This is a genomic window from Cupriavidus plantarum, from assembly GCF_905397285.1.
GTDB lineage: Bacteria > Pseudomonadota > Gammaproteobacteria > Burkholderiales > Burkholderiaceae > Cupriavidus > Cupriavidus plantarum.
The window spans coordinates 63,508-81,137 of the sequence record NZ_CAJPUX010000001.1 but is presented as its reverse complement, the minus strand read 5'-3'; the positions used below and the strand labels follow the sequence as shown (position 1 = coordinate 81,137).

At 66.6% G+C, this 17,630-nt stretch carries 19 protein-coding genes; 9 read left to right on the top strand and 10 right to left on the bottom strand.

Annotated features, from left to right (window positions below):
- Positions 1-22: 22 nt before the first annotated feature.
- The 5 genes from metW to argB form a co-directional block, all read right to left on the bottom strand.
- Positions 23-634 carry a methionine biosynthesis protein MetW gene (metW, locus tag KHP16_RS00420; RefSeq protein ID WP_109582329.1) on the bottom strand — a complete coding sequence of 204 codons (612 nt, stop codon included), beginning with the start codon at positions 632-634 and terminating at the stop codon, positions 23-25.
- On the bottom strand, positions 631-1,827 hold the full coding sequence (gene metX, locus KHP16_RS00415) for a homoserine O-succinyltransferase MetX (RefSeq protein ID WP_109582330.1): 1,197 nt from the start codon (positions 1,825-1,827) through the stop codon (positions 631-633). Before metX ends, metW begins: the two co-directional genes overlap by 4 nt.
- Before the next feature lie 280 nt (positions 1,828-2,107).
- On the bottom strand, positions 2,108-2,809 hold the full coding sequence (slmA, locus tag KHP16_RS00410; RefSeq protein WP_244835610.1) for a nucleoid occlusion factor SlmA: 702 nt from the start codon (positions 2,807-2,809) through the stop codon (positions 2,108-2,110).
- Positions 2,806-3,795: a pyrimidine 5'-nucleotidase gene (locus KHP16_RS00405; RefSeq protein WP_415831316.1), complete on the bottom strand. Its 990-nt coding sequence runs from the start codon at positions 3,793-3,795 to the stop codon at positions 2,806-2,808. Before KHP16_RS00405 ends, slmA begins: the two co-directional genes overlap by 4 nt.
- Before the next feature lie 81 nt (positions 3,796-3,876).
- A complete protein-coding gene (gene argB / locus KHP16_RS00400; protein ID WP_109582331.1) occupies positions 3,877-4,794 on the bottom strand; it encodes an acetylglutamate kinase in 918 nt (305 codons plus the stop codon).
- 179 nt (positions 4,795-4,973) lie between these two features.
- Here argB and KHP16_RS00395 point away from each other — a divergent pair, with 179 nt between their 5' ends.
- Both KHP16_RS00395 and KHP16_RS00390 read left to right on the top strand, forming a co-directional pair.
- Positions 4,974-5,189, top strand: a complete 216-nt coding sequence (locus KHP16_RS00395) for a cysteine-rich CWC family protein (RefSeq protein WP_121492069.1) — start codon at positions 4,974-4,976, stop codon at positions 5,187-5,189.
- 21 nt (positions 5,190-5,210) lie between these two features.
- Positions 5,211-6,167 (top strand): LysR family transcriptional regulator, encoded by a 957-nt coding sequence (locus tag KHP16_RS00390; protein WP_211959411.1) that lies wholly within the window; start codon positions 5,211-5,213, stop codon positions 6,165-6,167.
- A 14-nt stretch (positions 6,168-6,181) separates the two neighbouring features.
- On the opposite strand, the gene KHP16_RS00385 is transcribed toward KHP16_RS00390, so the two are convergent.
- Positions 6,182-6,688, bottom strand: coding sequence for a copper chaperone PCu(A)C (locus KHP16_RS00385; RefSeq protein WP_211959410.1), 507 nt, complete (start codon positions 6,686-6,688; stop codon positions 6,182-6,184).
- Positions 6,689-6,867: 179 nt separating this feature from the next.
- On the opposite strand from KHP16_RS00385, the gene KHP16_RS00380 reads away from it, so the two are divergent.
- Together KHP16_RS00380 and KHP16_RS00375 are read left to right on the top strand one after the other, a co-directional pair.
- Positions 6,868-8,328, top strand: coding sequence for an ATP-binding protein (locus KHP16_RS00380; RefSeq protein WP_375153813.1), 1,461 nt, complete (start codon positions 6,868-6,870; stop codon positions 8,326-8,328).
- Positions 8,329-8,335: 7 nt separating this feature from the next.
- Complete coding sequence (locus tag KHP16_RS00375) at positions 8,336-8,938, top strand: response regulator transcription factor (RefSeq protein ID WP_109582335.1); 603 nt, start codon at positions 8,336-8,338, stop codon at positions 8,936-8,938.
- A 21-nt stretch (positions 8,939-8,959) separates the two neighbouring features.
- On the opposite strand, the gene KHP16_RS00370 is transcribed toward KHP16_RS00375, so the two are convergent.
- The 4 genes from KHP16_RS00370 to KHP16_RS00355 all read right to left on the bottom strand — a co-directional run bounded on the left by KHP16_RS00370 (position 8,960) and on the right by KHP16_RS00355 (position 12,727).
- Positions 8,960-9,439 (bottom strand): hypothetical protein, encoded by a 480-nt coding sequence (locus tag KHP16_RS00370; protein WP_109582336.1) that lies wholly within the window; start codon positions 9,437-9,439, stop codon positions 8,960-8,962.
- 217 nt (positions 9,440-9,656) lie between these two features.
- Positions 9,657-10,988 (bottom strand): ATP-dependent protease ATPase subunit HslU, encoded by a 1,332-nt coding sequence (gene hslU, locus KHP16_RS00365; protein ID WP_109582337.1) that lies wholly within the window; start codon positions 10,986-10,988, stop codon positions 9,657-9,659.
- A gap of 22 nt (positions 10,989-11,010) precedes the next feature.
- Positions 11,011-11,547, bottom strand: a complete 537-nt coding sequence (gene hslV, locus KHP16_RS00360) for an ATP-dependent protease subunit HslV (protein WP_109582338.1) — start codon at positions 11,545-11,547, stop codon at positions 11,011-11,013.
- Between the two features lie 193 nt (positions 11,548-11,740).
- Positions 11,741-12,727, bottom strand: coding sequence for a tripartite tricarboxylate transporter substrate-binding protein (locus KHP16_RS00355; protein WP_109582339.1), 987 nt, complete (start codon positions 12,725-12,727; stop codon positions 11,741-11,743).
- A 334-nt stretch (positions 12,728-13,061) separates the two neighbouring features.
- Between KHP16_RS00355 and KHP16_RS00350 the strand changes: the two genes are divergently transcribed.
- The 5 genes from KHP16_RS00350 to KHP16_RS00330 all read left to right on the top strand — a co-directional run bounded on the left by KHP16_RS00350 (position 13,062) and on the right by KHP16_RS00330 (position 17,572).
- Positions 13,062-13,616 carry a Fur family transcriptional regulator gene (locus KHP16_RS00350; protein ID WP_109582807.1) on the top strand — a complete coding sequence of 185 codons (555 nt, stop codon included), beginning with the start codon at positions 13,062-13,064 and terminating at the stop codon, positions 13,614-13,616.
- A gap of 46 nt (positions 13,617-13,662) precedes the next feature.
- A complete protein-coding gene (locus KHP16_RS00345) occupies positions 13,663-14,730 on the top strand; it encodes a CobW family GTP-binding protein (RefSeq protein ID WP_211959409.1) in 1,068 nt (355 codons plus the stop codon).
- Between the two features lie 385 nt (positions 14,731-15,115).
- Complete coding sequence (gene dksA, locus KHP16_RS28240; RefSeq protein ID WP_244214684.1) at positions 15,116-15,802, top strand: RNA polymerase-binding protein DksA; 687 nt, start codon at positions 15,116-15,118, stop codon at positions 15,800-15,802.
- Positions 15,803-15,978: 176 nt separating this feature from the next.
- Positions 15,979-17,145 carry a CobW family GTP-binding protein gene (locus KHP16_RS00335; protein WP_211959408.1) on the top strand — a complete coding sequence of 389 codons (1,167 nt, stop codon included), beginning with the start codon at positions 15,979-15,981 and terminating at the stop codon, positions 17,143-17,145.
- Positions 17,078-17,572, top strand: coding sequence for a hypothetical protein (locus KHP16_RS00330; RefSeq protein WP_244835609.1), 495 nt, complete (start codon positions 17,078-17,080; stop codon positions 17,570-17,572). Before KHP16_RS00335 ends, KHP16_RS00330 begins: the two co-directional genes overlap by 68 nt.
- Positions 17,573-17,630 lie beyond the last annotated feature (58 nt).

Genomic DNA, 17,630 nt, shown 5'->3' with positions numbered 1-17,630 from the left:
CCTTAGAGTCTTCCCTTAGACGTCACACCGCGCAGACCCGATACACCGCGAGGCTGCCGCGCCAGTTCACGCCCCAGTTCACCGTCACGCCTTCGTGCATGACCACGCGATCGACCACGCGCAGGCCCACCTTCGGCGCCAGCGCTTCGAAGTCGCTGATCGTGAGCACGCGGACGTTCGGCGTGTTGTACCACTGGTAGGGAAGCGATTCGGACACCGGCATGCGGCCCCTGAACACCGACAGGCGGTGCGGCCAGTAGCCGAAGTTCGGGAACGAGACGATGCACTCGCGGCCCACGCGCAGCGTGTCGCGCAGCACCTGCGCGGTGTTGTGAATCGTCTGCAGCGTTTGCGAGAGGATGACCGTATCGAAGCTCTTGTCCTCGAACAGCGCCAGGCCGCCTTCGAGGTTCTGCTGGATCACGTGCACGCCCTTCTGCGCGCACGCGAGCACGCCTTCGTCGCGGATCTCGATGCCATACGCCTGCACGCCAAGCTCGCGCTGCAGCACGTGCAGCAGGCTGCCGTCGCCGCAGCCCGCGTCGAGCACCGTGGAGTTCGGCTCGACCCAGCGCGCGATCGCGCGGAAATCCGGGCGCAATGCCAGCACGTCGGGATGGGATGCGGCATTCATGCGCCAATCTCCAGGGCGATGCGGTCGTAATACGCGCGCATCAGGTTGTGATAGCGGGGATCGTCGAGCAGGAATGCATCGTGTCCGTGCGGCGCCTCGATCTCGGCATACGACACCGGACGCTTGTTGTCGAGCAGCGCCTTCACGAGCTCGCGACTGCGGCTCGGGGCAAAGCGCCAGTCGGTCGTGAAGCTTGCCACGAGGAAGCTCGCCTGCGTCTTCGCCATCGCGCGCGTCAGGTCGCCGCCGAAGGCGAGCGCCGGATCGAAATAATCGAGCGCGCGCGTGATCAGCAGGTACGTGTTCGCATCGAAGTATTCCGCGAACTTGTCACCTTGATAGCGCAGGTAGCTCTCGACCTGAAACTCGACGTCGAACGAGAAACGGATGTCCTCGGCCTTGAGCGAGCGGCCGAATTTCTCGGCCATGTCCTCGTCCGACAGATACGTGATGTGCCCGATCATGCGGGCGACGCGCAGGCCGCGCTTCGGCTTGACGTTGTGCGCGTAGTAATTGCCGCCGTGGAAATCCGGGTCCGACAGGATCGCGCTGCGCGCGACCTCGTTGAAGGCGATGTTCTGCGCCGACAGCTTCGGCGTGGACGCTACGACGATACAGTGCCGCAGCCGTTCGGGATACTTGAGGCTCCAGGCCAGCGCCTGCATGCCGCCGAGGCTGCCGCCCATCACCGCGGCGAACTGCGTGATGCCGAACGCGTCGGCGACGCGCGCCTGCGCATCGACCCAGTCCTCGACCGTCACCACGGGGAATAGCGCGCCATAGGGTGCGCCCGTATCGGGATTGATGCTCATCGGGCCGGTCGAGCCGAAGCACGAGCCGAGGTTGTTCACGCCGATGACGAAGAAACGGTCGGTATCGAGCGGCTTGCCCGGGCCGACCATGTTGTCCCACCAGCCGACATCGCGCGGATCGTGGGCATAGACGCCCGCCACGTGATGCGAGGCGTTGAGGGCATGGCATACCAGCACCGCATTGGTCCGCGCGGCGTTGAGCGTGCCATAGGTTTCGACCATCAGGTCGTAACCGGCAAGCTGGGTGCCGTTGCGCAGTTTCAGCGGCTCGGCGAAATGCATCCGTTGCGGCGTGACGATACCGACGGAGTCGTTCGGTACCTCGGGAACGCTCGTCTGGGGAACGCTCAGTACAGCGGCAGGGGGAGCAACATCGGTCATGGAACGGGCCCGTTGGCGACAGGCAATAAAAAACCCGACTGGCGATGCGTCATTGCAACGCGGCCAAATCGGGCTTTTCGCGGAGACTCCGCGCGGTGGATGCCGGGCATCGACCAACCTCTTTAGCCGCATTTATATTGGCGGCAAGGCTGGAACAGTCACTGCATCCTCGGATGCATCGTGGGTCCTTTCCCTGCTACCGCGCGCCCGCAAGCCAGTCTTCAAATCGGCGCGACACGGCGATTATAGTGCAAGTCGGCGATGCGGGTCACGGCGGAGGTTAGCCGAGCAGCACGCGCAGCTGGCCGTCGATGTACTCGCCCGGCAGCTTGCGGAAGCCGCTTTTCGCATAGCGGTGCCACTGGCCCTGGACGCTGGCCATGATCAGGGCCGCGCGCACCGGGATATCGGCATCGGCAGGAAATGCGCCCTGCGTGACGGCAACTTTCAGGCATTGGCGCAGCGATGCCTCGATGCGATCGACCATCTGGTTGATCCGCTCCTGTAGGCGTTCGTGCTCGCCGACCAGCGCCTCGCCGGTCAGCACGCGCGTCATGCCCGGGTTCTTTTCCGCGAACGACAGCAGCATGCGCACGATCGCCTGCGCCTGGCGCAGCCCATGCTCTTCCTGCAGCGTGATCTGGTTCACGAGGCCGAAGACGGTCTGCTCGATGAAGGCGATCAGCCCCTCGAACATCTGGGCCTTGCTGGCGAAGTGGCGGTACAGCGCGGCCTCGGACACCGAAAGGCGCGAGGCCAGGGCCGCGGTGGTGATCTTTTCCCCGCGCGGGTGCTCGAGCATGCCGGCCAGCGTCTGCAGGATCTGGATGCGGCGCTCGCCCGGACGCGGCCGCTTGCGCACCGACGTACCGTCCGCTCCGGTCTCCGTGTCGGTCAGTTCGGCGGCGCCCTGTGTCCCCGTATCGATCCCCGGCTGGCTCCCCGGCTGGCTCCCCATTTGTCGTGCGATGGTTTGATTCATGACCCGATACCCTTTGATTGTTTTATGAGGTGATCCAGCGATTGTACTTTTATGTTCACAAAACGTGGCCGGTTGACCACCCGGGCACGCACTCGCGGCGCCGAATCGGGCTGCGACTGTGGCGCGCGGACATCGCTTGTGCCCACTTCGCCTGCCTGCCGTCCCCCATTTGGGGGGATCTGGCTTTCCGCCGCCACCAGCGTCACCGAACGCTCCTGGGTCACGTGCGCGGCATGCCGCGCATCTTCCTCGGCGAGCGTCGCGCGCACGGCGGCGTCGTCACGGGCCGCGGGTGCCAGCGTGCGCAGATGTCCCGTAATCCATGCGGTGCGGATGCCCGTCGCCGCGTAGTGCTTCAGATGCGACAGCGTGTCCTCGACCAGCACCGCGCGGTGCGCGGGCACCCGCGCGCGCGCCAGCCACCGCCGCAGCATGCGCCGGTCGGGCTTGGGCCGCAGGTGGCCGTGCACCCACATGTCCTCCACGGCGATCACGCGCTCGAAAAAGCGGTCGATGCCTGCCATCGTCATCACCGCGTGCGCATAGTCGCGCGGCGCGTTGGTAATCAGAATCTTGCGTCCCGGCAGCCGGCGCAGATGCGCGGCCAGGCCACGCTGGACGCGCAGCATGCCCTCCAGCTCGGGAAACTCGTGGGCCGCGCGCAGGAAGTCGTCCGCGTCCACGCCATGATGCCGGATCATGCCCAGCAATGTCGCGCCGTACCGTTGCCAATAATCGACACGCACGCGGCTTGCGGTGGCCTCGTCGGTGTCGAGCACGCGCGCGACATACTCGGTCATGAGCCGGTTGATGGCCGGAAAGATCGCGTGGGAGGCATCGTGCAGCGTGTTGTCGAGGTCGAACAGCCACACGGTTGCGCCGGAAAGGTTGCCCGCCGGCCGGCGGACGAGGCGCGCGGCGAGGCGCTTGCCCGTGCGCGGCGTCCGCGTGGGAGCACGGCGCGAGATCGGTTGTCGGGAGTTCACGCCGGGAGGGAGCTTCAGGGGGGATGGGGTGGCCGGGCGCCGATGAGGGCGTCGAAGCGTCCTCATCGGGCGGGCATCGGATCAGTGCGAGCGGATCAGCGTGCCGAACGCCTGTTCCGTCAGGATTTCGAGCAACAGCGAATGCTCGATGCGGCCGTCGATGATGTGCACCGAGTTCACGCCGCTCTTGGCGGCGTCGAGCGCCGACGAGATCTTCGGCAGCATGCCGCCCGAGATCGTGCCGTCCGCGAACAGCTCTTCGATCTCGCGCGCCGACAGGTCGGTGAGCAGGTTGCCCTTCTTGTCCATCACGCCCGGGATGTTGGTCATCATGACCAGCTTCTCGGCCTTCAGGATCTCGGCCATCTTGCCCGCGACCACGTCCGCGTTGATGTTGTAGGCCTGGCCATCGTCGGAGAAGCCGATCGGCGAGATCACGGGGATGAACGCGTCGTCCTGCAGCGCGCGCACCACGGCCGGGTTGATCGCTTCGATGTCGCCTACGAAGCCGATGTCGAGGAACGCCCCCGGATTCTCGCGGTCCGGCATCTGGAGGCGCTTGGCGCGGATCAGGCCGCCGTCCTTGCCGGTCAGGCCCACGGCCTGGCCGCCATACTGGTTGATCAGCATCACGATGTCCTGCTGGACCTCGCCGCCGAGCACCCACTCCACGACTTCCATCGTTTCCTCGTCGGTCACCCGCATGCCCTGGACGAACGTGCCGACCTTGCCGATCTTCTTCAGCGCATCATCGATCTGCGGACCGCCGCCGTGCACGACCACCGGATTCATACCCACGAGCTTCAGCAGGATCACGTCGCGCGCGAAACCGTGCTTGAGCTTCTCCTCGGTCATGGCGTTGCCACCGTACTTCACCACGATGGTCTTGCCGTGGAACTTGCGGATATAGGGCAGCGCCTCGGCGAGAATCTCGGCCTTGAGCGCAGGCGCGATAGCGGCAATCGAGGTGGAGGCAGGCCCGGGGAGGTCGTCGGTCATGGCTTGAGGACTTGAATGGTTCAACAGTAGGATCACTATCGCCAGGCGCGCAGACGCGCTGAAGCGGCGTTTTCGCCGCATGGCGGCCGCGCACCAAGGCAGGCGCCGATTTTAAAACAAGTTCGCGTCGGCTCGACAACAATCGAGAACGATCGCGCCTGTAAAACATGTGACCACCCATGACTGACCCGAGCCGATGCAGCCAGTGCGGCGCGCCCTTCGTTTGCGGCTACGCCGCCGGGCATGCCGAATGCTGGTGCGCGCAGCAGCCGTTCCTGCCCGCCACGGACATTGTGCCCGACCAGTTGTGCCTGTGCCCCGATTGCCTCGGCAAAAAGAAAGCCGCGCTGGTCAATCGCCCCGACGAATGTCAGAATCTCGGCGACCAGACCTGACATTCGTCGGAAGAATAAACAATGAATAGCTTGCGCGGAATCGACCTCAACCTGCTCGTCGTGCTCGAAGCACTGCTGGCCGAACGCCATATCTCGCGCGCCGCGCTGCGCCTGCAGCTCAGCCAGCCCGCGGTCAGCCATTCGCTGGGGCGGCTGCGTCATCTGCTGGACGACCCGCTGCTCGTGCGCGGCCAGGGCGGCCTCGTGCTTACCCCGCGCGCGCACGAACTCGCGGGCCCGCTGGCCGAAGCGCTCGCGCAGGTGCGCATCCTGCTCGGCCCCACGGGCTTCCAGCCGGCCACCGCGCGCCGCACGTTCCGCCTCGCGATGTCCGACTACGGCGCGCTCGTGGTGCTGCCGCAATTGCTGCGCACGCTGCGCAAGGCCGCACCAAACGTCGACCTGACCGTGACGCAGGCGAGCCGCGAAGCGATGACCGCGCAGGTGGCCGATGGGGAGGCCGACCTCGCGATCGGCGTGTTCGCGTACCGGCCCGAAGGTGTCCGGGAGACGCCGCTGTTCGATGACGGCTACGCCTGTGTGGTGGATGCCGCGACGGTGCGCGACAGCGGGCGGCTCGACCAGGTGGCCTACCTCGCGCGCTCCCACGTGCTGGTGGCGAACACCAGCGAACGCATGGACGCGATCGACGCGGCCGTGGCAAAGTTGGGCGGACGCCGCAAGATCGCCTGTACGGTGCCGCACTGGAGCGTGGCGCCCGCGCTCATCGCGGGAACCAACCTCGTGCTGACGACCGCGCGCCGGACGCTCGCGGCGATCGAGGAAGACCCGCGCTACGCCATCTTCGCGCCGCCGTTCGCGCTGCCCGACTTCCACTGCGGCATGCTCTGGCATACCCGCGCGGAGGCGGACCCGGGGCACGCATGGCTGCGCGAGCGCGTGGAGCAGGCTGCCGCGCTCGCCGCGCAGGCCCAGACGCCGCGCGCGGCCGAGGCGCCGATCAGCCTGCGCGGCTGATCGGCGTTACGCGCTTAGTGCTTGTGGTCGCCGTGGGCCATGCCACCCGCGGCCGCGCCCGGTTGTGCCAGCTGCCCTGTCTGCGCGGTCAGGTCGCGCACTTCGGCGGTGACCTTCTGCTCGACGACCTTGCCGCCCTGCTCGATCTTGAGCGTCAGCGGCACCTTGTCGCCGGCCTTGAGCTGCGACTTCAGGTCCATCAGCATCACGTGATAACCGCCGGGCTTGAGTTCGACGTTCTGCATCTTCGGCAGATCGAGCCCGCCCACAGGGCGCATGCGCATCACGTTGTTCTCCATCTTCATTTCGTGCAGCTCGGCGGTACCAACCGGCGACGACACGCCGACGAGCCTGGCGGCTTCGTGCGCGTGGAGGGTCATGAACGCGCCCGAGGCGGTCTGCGCGGGCACCGTGCCGCGCACCCAGGCGTTGCTGACTTCGACCTGGGCGATCGCCGCGCCGCTGGCGAGGAGCGCGGCGGCGAACATCACGGCCGACGCCGCGCGTGGAATGGCTTGCATCTTGTACGTCTCCATGGAAAGCAGCCATTAGACCACGGGCGTGCGCCGTCTGGCAGCGCGGGAAATCGGTCAGAATGCGGCACGGTGTCGCATCGGCCAGCGCGGTGCGGCGGCATTGTTACACTCGCGTCATGGGCCGGGCGCCCCGCGTACGCGCCTCCATTCCAGTGATCAAGAACTTGCTCCCGTCCTCCATCGCCACGTGGATCTTCGGTCCCGGCGCCGCCACCGCGGCCGCCACAGAGGCCGCCACCAACGGCGCGGCCGTGCCCGAGGGCCACGGCCTCGTCAGCCTGCGGCGCCTGTCGCGGCTGCGCTGGGCGTTGCTCGCGGGGCAGGCGCTGCTGCTGTTCTCGTGCGAGTCCGTGGCCGGCATCATTCTGCCGTTCCAGCCTCTATTGCTGCTGTTCGTGCTGCAGACGGCGTTCAACCTGCTGACCACGCTGCGGCTTCGCGGACTGGCGGCGCGCAGGAGCGCGCCGGCCGACGGCGAGCTCATGGCGCAGATGATGGTCGATCTCACCGCGCTGTCGGCCATTCTGTTTTTCACCGGCGGCGCCACCAACCCGTTCGTGTCGTTCTATCTGCCGGGCCTCGCGATCGCCGCGGCGATCCTGCCGTGGCGGCTGGTGGCTGCCCTCGCGCTATACGCGCTGGCCTGTTACTCGCTGCTGCTGCTCGAGTACGTCCCGCTGAACCTGCACAACCCCGACAACGCGGTGAACTATCACCTCGCGGGTATGTGGCTGAACTTCGTCGCGAGCGCGGTGATGATCGCGTTTTTCGTCGCGCGGCTATCGGGCGTGCTGCGCCAGCGCGACGCGGAACTGAACCTCGCGCGCGAGCAGTTGCTGCGTGAGGCGCGCGTCGAAGCGCTCAACAACCAGGCCGCCGCGGTCGCGCACGAGATCGGCACCCCGCTGGCCACGCTGGCCGTGATCGCGGGCGAGTTGCGCGCGGATGCCGACGATGGCGCCGGTGAGGGTGGGCGCGGGGGTGGCCGTGGCGAGACCGCGATCGCCGCCTATCTGCAAGACCTGCGCACGATGGAGCAGCAGCTCGATCTCTGCCGCTCCATTCTCGCGCGGCTGCGCGAAGACCACGCCACGCTTGCACCCCAGCCCATCGGCACATGGCTTGCCGCGTTCGCCGAGCGCTGGCAGCTGCGTCATCCGCAGGCCGCACTGCGCGCGGTAGCCAGCGCCGAGGCCGCGCGCCACGCGGTGGATGTCGCGCGCGTCGGGCAAATCCTGACGATCCTGCTCGACAACGCCGCGCGCAGCCAGCAGGCGGTTGGCCTCGCGATGCACGCGGAGCCCGCGCTGCGGCTCGACATCACGCTCGTGAACGATCATCGCGGCGCGCAGGACGCCAGCCTGCCGGTGCTCTCGTGCTGCGTCACCGACCGCGGCACGGGCATCCCCGCGGCCGTTCGCGCGCGTCTGGGCGAAGCGCCCGTTGCCAGCACGCATGGCGGCCAGGGCATCGGCCTGTATCTCGCCCAGAGTGCCGCGCGCCAGCTCGGCGGACGGCTCGCGTGGCACGACAACCCGGGCGGCGGCACCGTCGCGGAGCTGCGCCTGCCACTCGCCAGCGCGATGTCCGCGCCATCCACCCCTTCGCCCGCATTCCAACCCTGAAGCCGCAATGACCGACGCAATCGTTACCGTGGATCCCCTCGCCGGCACGCCGTTCCTCGTCGTCGACGACGACGAGGTATTCGCGGGCACGCTGTCGCGCGCGCTCACGCGCCGCGGCTACGCGGTGCAGGTCGCGCACAACGGCGCCACCGCGCTCGCGCTCGCCGCGCGCACCGCGTTCGCCTACGTGACGCTCGACCTGCATCTGGGTCCGCCAGCGGAGGCCGCCGGCACCGCGCCGGCCGAATCGGGACTGCATCTCGTGGCGCCGCTACGCGCGGCACTGCCCGATGCGCGGATTCTCGTGCTGACGGGGTATGCGAGCATCGCTACCGCCGTGGCGGCGGTGAAGCAGGGCGCGGACGAGTATCTGGCCAAGCCGGCCAATGTGGATTCGATCCTGACCGCGCTGATGGCGGGGATCTCGGAAGATGCGGCCGAAGCCGCGCTCGAGGAGCCGGTCCCGCTATCGGTGGCGCGACTCGAATGGGAGCATATCCAGCGCGTGCTCACGGAGCACAACGGCAATATCTCCGCGACGGCGCGCGCGCTCAACATGCACCGGCGCACGCTGCAGCGCAAGCTCGGGAAGCGTCCCGTGCAGCGCTGAGCGGGCCGATGACCTGAGCGCTTACAGGCGCAACTGCACGTAGTCCCAGCCGAGGTCGTCGTGCGCGCCGTTGGCCTCCGACGCGATGCGCAATGCATCGCTCGCATGCCGGTCGGCGAGCGTGACGAGCTTGCCCGCATCCATCGCCATGGTCGCCATCTCCGCGGAGGACCCCGCATCCGCGGCCTTGCGCGCGCGAGGGTCGACGATGGCCGGAGCGGCCGGCGCGGAAGTGGAGCTGGAATTGGAAGCCGGCGATACGGACGACGCGGGCGGCGGCGCCGTGCGCAGTTCGGTGGGTATCGTCGAGGGAAGAGGCAGCGTGACCGATGCGGTGCCGCTGCCGTCGGATGCCGCCGTCGAGGCGGTCGCGGTGACCACCATCGGCCGCACGCACAGGAACACGGTGGCGGCTGTGACCGCGCTCAGCAGCACGGCCGTGACCAGCGCCACGCGGCGCGTTCGAACCCGATTGCGTTTGTAGAACAGATTGCGCGACATGAATGCTCCCCGGAGTCGTCTCGATGAGATGCCATTCGCTCTCATCGACGCTCGTTACCATTGAAGGTGCGCAAGCGTCGCATCCCGTAGGCCATGTGCGCCAGTGGACTTACCAAGTTTTACGAAGCTTACCGGGCGACGAGGTCCCCGTGCATTTCGATAAGCGAAGCGTTTCCGCTGCCGTGGGCAGCGGAAACGTGCCAGACCGGAACGCGCGTTACAGCACGTAGCGCGAGAGGTCCTCGTTGCCGGCGAGATCGCCCAGGCGTTCGTCGACGTACGCGGCATCGATCGTCACGGTCTGGCCCGACGACTTCGTCGCGTTGAACGACAGGTCCTCGAGCAGGCGCTCCATGACCGTGTACAGGCGGCGCGCCCCGATGTTCTCGACCTTCTCGTTGACCGAGAACGCGATTTCCGCGAGGCGGCGAATGCCGTCGGGCGCGAACGTGAGGTTCACCTCTTCGGTGCCGAGCAGCGCCTGGTACTGCTTGGTGAGGCTCGCGTCGGTCTGCGTGAGGATGGCCTCGAAGTCCTGCACGGACAGCGATTCCAGTTCCACGCGGATCGGGAAGCGCCCCTGCAGTTCCGGGATCAGGTCGCTCGGCTTCGACAGATGGAAGGCGCCGGAGGCGATGAACAGGATATGGTCCGTCCGGATCATGCCGTACTTCGTGTTCACGGTCGTACCTTCCACCAGCGGCAGCAGATCGCGCTGCACGCCCTGGCGCGACACCTCGCCGCCGCCGACATCGCTGCGGCTCGCGATCTTGTCGATCTCGTCGAGGAACACGATGCCGTTCTGCTCGACATTGGCGATAGCCTTGAGCTTTAGCTCCTCTTCATTGACGAGCTTCGCGGCTTCTTCGTCGATCAGCAGCTTGAACGCTTCCTTGACCTTCATCTTGCGGCGATGCTTCTTGCCCTGACCCAGCCCGGCGAACATCGTGCGGATCTGCTCGGTCATGTCCTCCATGCCCGGTGGCCCCATGATGTCCATGCTCGGCGCGCCCGCGGCCACTTCGAGCTCGATGTCCTTGTCGTCGAGCTGGCCTTCGCGCAGCTTCTTGCGGAAGACCTGACGGGTGTTCGAGTCCTTGTCCTCCCCCTGCGCGAAGCCGATATCGCGCGGCGGGGGCAGCAGCACATCCAGCAGACGGTCCTCGGCGGCGTCCTCTGCCTTGGTGCGAACCTTCTTGGTCTCCGATTCGCGCGTCTGCTTGACGGCCATCTCGGCCAGGTCGCGCACGATCGTGTCCACGTCGCGGCCGACGTAGCCCACTTCCGTGAACTTGGTCGCCTCGATCTTGATGAACGGCGCGTCGGCCAGCTTGGCCAGGCGGCGCGCGATCTCGGTCTTGCCGACGCCGGTCGGTCCGATCATCAGGATGTTCTTCGGCGTGATTTCCTGGCGCAGGGGGTCCTGCACCTGTTGCCGGCGCCAGCGGTTGCGCAGCGCTACCGCCACGGCCTTCTTGGCCTTGTTCTGGCCAATGATGTGCTTGTCGAGTTCGGAAACGATTTCCGAAGGAGTCATGGTATGCGACATGGGAATCCGTTCAGAGCGACGCTTACTCGAGCGTCTCGATGACGAAGTTGGTGTTCGTGTAGATGCAGAGCTCGCCAGCGATGGTCAGCGACTTCTCGACCACGTCCCGCGCGGGCAGGTCGGTGTTCTCCATCAGCGCCTTGGCGGCGGACTGCGCGTACACGCCGCCCGAGCCGATGGCCGCGATGCCGCCTTCGGGGTCGAGCACGTCACCGTTGCCCGTGATCACGAGCGTGGTGTCCTTGTCCGCCGTGATCAGCATGGCTTCCAGCCGGCGCAGCGCGCGGTCCGAGCGCCAGTCCTTGGCGAGGTCCACCGCCGCGCGCGTGAGATTGCCCTGGTACTTTTCCAGCTTGGCCTCGAAGCGGTCCAGCAGCGAGAACGCATCGGCCGTGCTGCCGGCAAACCCGACCAGCACCTTGCCGTTGTAGATGCGGCGCACCTTGCGCGCCGAACCCTTCATGACGATATTGCCCAGAGTGACCTGGCCATCACCGCCCAGCGCGACCTGGTTGCCGCGGCGGACGCTGACGATGGTAGTGCCGTGATACTGTTCCATGGTGCCTCGTTAATGTCTGTCAGGTCGGTAGGTGGCGCCACCGGCGCGGCTTTCAAGGGCGCGAAACACCCAATATAGGCACAAAAAAAAGGCCGCGCCTCGCGGCACGGCCTTTTCGGACATCGGTGATGCGCCAATCGGTCGGCGCAATCAGATGGGGCGCAATCAGAGGGGGCGCAATCAGTGGGCGCAATCAGTCAGCATACACGCCGGCCTTCTTGATCACCGGCGTCCACTTGTCGATTTCCGACGCGAGGAACGTGCGCAGCGATTCCGGCGTGGCACGCTGGGCCGGCACGGCCTCGGCGCCGAGTTCCGCCATCTTGGCGCGGAACGTCGGATCGGCCACCGACTTCTGCAGCGCGGCCGACAGTTTGTCGATCACCGGCTTGGGCGTGCCCTTCGGCGCGTACATCGCGTGCCAGATCTTTACCTCCACGCCCGGCAGGCCCTGTTCGGCCGCGGTCGGGATGTCCTTGAACGCTTCCACGCGACGCTGCTGCATGGCCGCGTACGGCTTCAGCGCGCCCGCCTTCAACTGGCCGGCGATGTTGGTCGTCTGGTCGCACATCAGGTTGACCTGGCCGCCGAGCACGTCGGTCAGCGCGGGCGCGGTGCCCTTGTAAGGCACGGTGGTCAGTTCGGTCTGGATCGCGCTCTGGAACAGCAGGCCGCACAGGTGCGAGGCCGAGCCGATACCGGCGTTGGCCAGCGACAGCTTGCTCGCGTTGGCCTTCACGTACGGCAGCAGTTCCTTGAACGTCGCGGGCGGCAGGTTCTTGTTGCCGACCATCACCATCGGGACGTCGGCGATCTCGCCGACCATCTCGAAGTCCTTGAGCGGGTCGAAGCCGAGGTTCCGGTACAGCGCCGGCGCCGTGGACATGCCGATATGGTGGATCAGGATGGTGTAGCCATCGTTCTTGGCCTGCACCACCTTCTTGGCGCCGATCGTGCCGCCGGCGCCACCGAGGTTTTCGATCACGATCGTCGTGCCCAGGTGCTTGGACATGATCGCCGTGAGTTCACGGGAGACCTTGTCGGTCGGGCCACCGGCCGCGAACGGCACCACTGCCTGGACGGGCTTGCTGCCCGGAAAATCCTGCGCGTATGCACCCGTCGAAGCTACCGCGCCGGCAACTGCCAGCACGGCCGCGAAATGTACTGCAACTCGTTTCATCATGCTCTCCTGTATTCCCTGCCAGTGCCTCTGAGACCGCCGTTTGCCGTCGGACGCCCGCGTGGTTGCGGATCTTTCCGGTCGTGCGATCCATATGGGAGCGGCACGAGTGACCATCGGCAAAATGTATGGGTGGAAGGCGGCCACCAGCCCCGCGTACAGGCGAGGCCGGGAGTGGATGTTAGCTGCCGCGAACAACGCGCAGATAGCGGGGTTAACCCGCGAGAAACGCACATCTGCCGGCATCGTTCCGCATGAGGCGCGCATGATGCGCGGGTGGACCGCTTCCGCAACTCAATTGCATCGAAGGGGGGCGTATGGTTAAATGAACCGCATGACCCGTCCCACTTCGCGTCTTATGTCGTCCCCCACGCCACAGCCGCCCGTTCCGTCCGGGCAGGAAGCCGCCCCGCACGACGCCGCGCAGGAGCGCCTCCGCCTGCTGGGCGCGCGCGTCACGCAGCCGCGCGTGGCGATCCTCGCGTGCCTCATCGGCAGCGGCGAGGCGATGACGCATCAGGCCGTGATCGATACCCTCCCCGCCGAAGCCGGCGTGGACCGCGTGACGGTCTACCGCGTGCTCGACTGGCTGGTCGAGCAGGGCATCGCGCAGAAGCGCGCCGGCAACGACCGCGTCTTCCGCTTCAGCCTCGTCGAGCACGAGGCCGCGCGCGCGCAGGTGCACCGCCAGCACAGCCACTTCCATTGCACGCGGTGCGACCGCACCTATTGCCTCGAAGCGGCCGGCGCGCCGCCGCGCGTGGCAACGCCGAAGGTGCCCAGCGGTTTCGCCGTCGAGCACGTCGAGCTGACGGTCAATGGCATCTGCGCGGAATGCGGCAAGCGGCACGACGCGGGCACGGCCACGCCGTCGGGCCATTCGCACTGAGGCCGCGGACCTCTCCTATTTTTTGCTATCGGACTCGGAGAACAACATGTCCAAAATGATCCCGGTCACGATCCTGACCGGCTTTCTCGGCAGCGGCAAGACCACGCTGCTGAAGCGAATTCTCAACGAACAGCACGGCATGAAGATCGCCGTGATCGAGAACGAATTCGGCGAGGAGAACATCGACAACGAGATCCTCGTGCAGGACGGCCGCGAACAGATCGTGCAGATGAGCAATGGCTGCATCTGCTGCACGATCCGTGGCGACCTCGTGCAGGCGCTCTCCGACCTGCTCACGCGCCGCGATGCGGGCGAGTTCGACTTCGACCGCGTGGTCATCGAGACCACGGGCGTGGCGAATCCGGGCCCTGTCGCGCAGACGTTCTTCATGGACGAAGAGATTGCCGCGCGGTATCTGCTCGACGCGGTCATCACCCTCGTCGACGCGAAGCACGCGAACATGCAGCTCGACAAGCAGGAAGAGGTGCAGCGCCAGGTCGGCTTTGCCGATGCGATCTTCATCACCAAGGCGGACCTCGTCGAAGAGAAGGAAGTGGCCGACCTGCGCCATCGCCTGCTCCATATGAACCCGCGCGCGCCGATCCGCACCGCGCATTTCGGTGAAGCCCCGATCGAGACGATCTTCGACCTGCGCGGCTTCAACCTCAACGAGAAGCTCGAGATCGATCCGGAGTTCCTGCGCACGGACGACCACGACCACGACCATGACCATGGCCACGTGCACGACGAGCACTGTGGTCACGACCATGGCCACGATCACGGTCACGCGCACGACCACCACCATCATCATCACCACACCGACCGCATCAAGTCGTTCGTCTTCCGCAGCGACAAGCCGTTCCACTATGGCAAGCTCGAGGAATTCCTGTCGGGCATTCTCTCGGTCTACGGCGAAAAGCTGCTGCGCTACAAGGGCGTGCTCTATATGGAAGGCGTGGACCGCAAGGTCGTGTTCCAGGGCGTGCACCAGTTGATGGGCAGCGATATCGGCGCCAAGTGGGGCGACGAGACGCCGGTCACCAAGATGGTCTTCATCGGCGTGGATCTGCCTCAGGAGGCGATCCTGAAGGGCCTGGAGAGCTGCCTGGCCTGATCGGGCCGGTTCGGCACCCACCGATGGGGGGGCTTCGCCGTTGGCGAGGCCCCCTTTTTTCTTTTTCGCCTGTCGCGTCACATATCGTGAGACGGTGATCAGGAAAAATCCTGTGGTCTTGTCCGGCTTTCTCCCATATCTCCGAAAAATTTGTTCAAGTACAATAAGCCGGATTTGATACGGGCGACGCACGTGCGCGTCCCGTATCGGCAGGGCGGCGGGTCGTCGTCTACACGAGGCGGGCCGCCTGCAGGTGCGGTCGCAGTGCTTCGTGCGGAGACCGCCTTCCGCCGTGGGGCACCACCCGGCTCGCGCCGTGTTACCGCAGTGCTACGTTCGTCAGCGATACGTTCGTCACTTACCGACGCGAGAGAGAGGTGTCCCCATGACAGCCGCAACAAAAACCAAGGAAAGCCGCAGCAAGACAGTTACTGCCGCGGCAGCGACACCAAAGGCGCAGCCTGCGAAGGCCGCGCCGACTCCACGTGGCAGTACGGCGCAGGCCGAGGCGGGGGAGGCCAAGGGAGGCACGCGAAGCAGCAAGACTGCAGCCAGCCAGAGTGAAACGACCGCACCGCGCAAGCGGGCGGCCACCGCACCCGAGCGGACGGAGACGCCGCCGGTCGCATCAACAAGAGAATCAGCAGCAACCATGAGCAGCAACAAACTTCTGACTGAAGCTGAAATCCTGAAGATGAGCGACAAGGATTACATGAACGAGGCGCAGTTGGCCTTCTTCAAGAATCGCCTTGAGCAGCTTCGCGACGAAATTCTCAAGAACGCCGACCAGACCACGGAACACCTGCGCGAAACGGTCATCGTGCCGGATCCCGCGGATCGCGCGACCATCGAGGAAGAGCATGCGCTCGAACTGCGCACGCGCGATCGCGAGCGCAAGCTGCTGAAGAAGGTCGAGCAGTCGCTGCAGCGCATCGAGTCCGGCGATTACGGCTGGTGCGAGGAGACGGGCGAGCCGATCGGCGTGCCGCGCCTGCTGGCCCGTCCGACGGCGACGCTCTCGCTCGAAGCGCAGCAGCGCCGCGAGCTGCGCCAGAAGCTGTTCGGGGACTGAGCCCTCCCGGATTGCGACGCCAACGGCCCGGACCCCTCCGGGCCGTTTGTCTTTTGGCGCCCCGCTCCTTTGTCGCCGCATTGCCACGGCCTACCATGAGGAAGCGCCGCGTGCGATTGTCGGCACCGCGGCCTTTCTGTTACAGTCGCAACCTTGTTGCAACTAACGATAGCGCCATGGCCGAACGCCTGCCCGTCACCGTGTTGTCCGGATTCTCCGGCGCCGGCAAGACCGCCCTGCTCGACCACGTCCGCGCGCATGCCGATGGCAGGCGCGTAGCGGCGCTCGTCGACGGTCCCGATCTGCTGGCCGATATCGGGCGCGTGGCGCGCGAGGGCGGGCACGATGCGGTGATCGTCGAAACGGATGCCACCGCCGAGCCGATCGCGATTGCCGAGCTCTTCGCGTTCGAAGATGCCCACGGGCACGATGGCGTGGCGGAAGCAGGTTACCGGCTCGATACGCTCGTCACGGTCGTGGATGCCGCCACGCTGCTGCGCGACTGGCACGACGCCGACTTCCTCGCCGATCGCGGCCTCGTGGAAGCCGGCGAGGATGACCGCACGGTCGTCGATGTGCTCGTGGAGCAGATCGAAGGCTGCGACGTCCTCGTGCTCAACCATATCGACGAGGCGGATGCCGAGACGCTGGCCCGCGCGCGGGCACTCGTTCGCGCGCTCAATCCGCGGGCGGAACTCGTCGAGAGCGTGCGCGGCGCGGTGCCGGCCGCGCGCATGCTGGACACGGGCCGCTTCGACGTCGATACGACCTTCTCGAACTCGGGATGGCAGCTGGCGCTGCGCGGCAAGCCGCTGCCCGCCGCAGATGGCATTGGCGCCTGCGTGTACCGGCGCCGCCGTCCGTTCCACCCGCAACGGTTTGCCGATCTGATCCATACCGAATGGATGCGCGAGCATGGCGACGTGCTGCGCTCCAAGGGCCTGTTCTGGCTCGCCACGCGCATGGATGTCGCGGGCGAGTGGGCGCAGGCCGGGGGCGTCTGCCGCCCCGGCGGCGCCGGCGCGTGGTGGTCCGCGCTCGACGCCGGGGACTGGCCGCACGATGCCGATGCGCGCGCGGAGATCGAAGCCGAGATGGAAGGGCCATTCGGCGATCGCCGGCAGGAACTTGTACTGATCGGGCGCGAGCTCGACGCGGACGCGTTGGTGGCGTTGCTCGACGCGTGCCTGCTGAACGACGACGAGATGGCGGCGGGTCCCGATGCCTGGGCAGCGTATGCCGACCCGTTCCCCTCGTGGGCCGATGATCACGACCATGATCACGGCGATCATGGGCACGATCACGATCATGACGATCAGTGCGGCTGCGGACATGCGCACTGAGCTGCTGTCTCGCATGCGCCATAGCGGGCTCGGTCTCTGGACCGCGCTGTGGCTGGTGCTGTGCCTGCTGCTCGCGCAGCAGGCGGGCGTCGTGCACCGCGTCGTGCACGGCGGGCTGCTCAACGCGCCGATCCTCGCCGCTGCCGTGCATGGGCAAGGAGATAGCACGGTCCGTGCGCCCACCGCGTCCGCCGATGCCACGCCGGACACCCACTTCCATCCGCTGGCGCTGAAGCTCGGGGCGCACTCGTGCGTGCTGTTCGACGGCGCGACCGTGGCGGACACGCATGTCGGCACCGTGGCGCTGCCCGCGCTGCGTTTCGGCAAGCCCGTCAAGCCCTCCGCGCTCGCGTGGCGCTGGCCCGATCTTCCCGCCCGTCATCCCTTCCATTCGCGCGCCCCACCGGCGCCGCTCGCGTTCGTCTGACCCGTCACGGTCCGCGGCCTTGCGCCGCGCCCGGGTTCCGGCCATCCCATGTGTCATT